The sequence below is a fragment of the Klebsiella sp. 10982 genome (genome assembly GCF_048589245.1).
Lineage (GTDB): Bacteria > Pseudomonadota > Gammaproteobacteria > Enterobacterales > Enterobacteriaceae > Klebsiella > Klebsiella quasivariicola.
In genome coordinates this window covers 1-1,351 of sequence record NZ_JBMAXV010000115.1, presented here as the reverse complement: position 1 = coordinate 1,351, position 1,351 = coordinate 1, and the positions used below count along the sequence as shown (strand labels likewise).

General features: G+C 50.1%; 2 protein-coding genes and 1 pseudogene. 1 reads left to right on the top strand and 2 read right to left on the bottom strand.

Annotation, left to right across the window (positions count from 1 at the left end; translation table 11 throughout):
- Positions 1-529: pseudogene (locus tag ACKLKD_RS27830) on the bottom strand (IS1 family transposase); the annotation flags it as partial.
- A gap of 267 nt (positions 530-796) precedes the next feature.
- Between ACKLKD_RS27830 and ACKLKD_RS27825 the strand changes: the two are divergent.
- Complete coding sequence (locus ACKLKD_RS27825) at positions 797-994, top strand: small membrane protein (RefSeq protein ID WP_420062010.1); 198 nt, start codon at positions 797-799, stop codon at positions 992-994.
- Here the strand turns inward: ACKLKD_RS27825 and ACKLKD_RS27820 are convergent.
- Positions 954-1,351: hypothetical protein (locus ACKLKD_RS27820; RefSeq protein WP_420062009.1), on the bottom strand; the 398-nt coding region annotated here is incomplete at its 5' end. The genes ACKLKD_RS27825 and ACKLKD_RS27820 overlap by 41 nt on opposite strands.

Sequence of the window (1,351 nt, the reverse complement as noted above, 5' to 3'; positions counted from 1 at the left end):
TGATTCAGGCGTGATTCATACAGCGGCCAGCCATCCGTCATCCATACCACGACCTCAAAGGCCGACAGCAGGCTCTGAAGACGCTCCAGTGTGGCCAGAGTGCGTTCACCGAATACGTGCGCCACAACCGTCCTCCGTATCCTGTCATACGCGTAAAACAACCAGCGCTGGCGTGATTTAGCGCCGACGTAACCCCACTGTTCGTCCATTTCCGCGCAAACAATGACGTCACTGCCCGGTTGTATGCGTGAGTTTACCGACTGCGGCCTGAGTTTTTTAAGTGACGTAAAACCGTGTTGAGGCCAACGCCCATAATGCGTGCACTGGCGCGACATCCGACGCCATTCATGGCCATATCAATGATTTTCTGATGCGTACCGGGCTGAGAGGCGGTGTAAGTGAACTGTAGCTGCCATGTTTTACGGCAGTGAGAGCAGAGATAGCGCTGATGTCCGGCAGTACTTTTACCGTTACGCACCACGCCTTCAGTAGCTGAGCAGGAGAGACAACTGATGGAGATGGAAGCCACGGGAGCACCTCAAAAACACCATCATACACTAAATCAGTAAGTTGGCACCATTACCGGAAATTAACCCCCATTATTATGCTGCGTACCGATATACTGAATTCCGAATGCCAGCATTTTTGGATTTATCATAACGTCTTCTTACGTGTACTGAACAATGCGTCCTCAGGAACCATTAGCTCAAAGCAATAAGTGTAATGAAAAAAGAATGAAAACCACTTACAATAACCAATCATAACAGGCTGTTTTTATTAAATTAATCAGGCATTTATGGACTGGATTTTACTTGCTATCGCCATTGCTCTACTTGTTGTAGCTGTCTACTCAGGAATCTCATACTTCAGAGAAAAAAAACAATCAGCCGTGTATTTAGGCGATAGCGCCCTATTTACCATAATCCCTTCTTACGCGCACCGCGAAAACGGCCTCAGGGCGTTTCTGACGGGAAACCGGCAAAACAGGCAATAAACCACCCGAAAACCCGCCAGAAACGCGCAGGCTCTGTTTTTACGGCATGCATGAGTATGCGCGCAAGTGCATAGCGCGGAAATTCACGCCATTCAGCCGGGGTAAGTCCTGTTTCCGGCGTTCTTCCCATCCGAAAACGGTGAACGGGGACGCAATTTATTGCGTGGCCGTGAAGCGTTGCCGGCGCAGCCGGAAAACCGGTTTTCAGCACGTTCAGGAATCGGGTTCGTCGACGGCCGGCAATCACGTTATGGCAAGTCGCCGGACGACTCACCACACGATTCACCGGCGATTCGACTCGTGACTTGACTCTAGAGTCACCACGGTCAAAAAAACGCCAAATCGACGATTCGACTT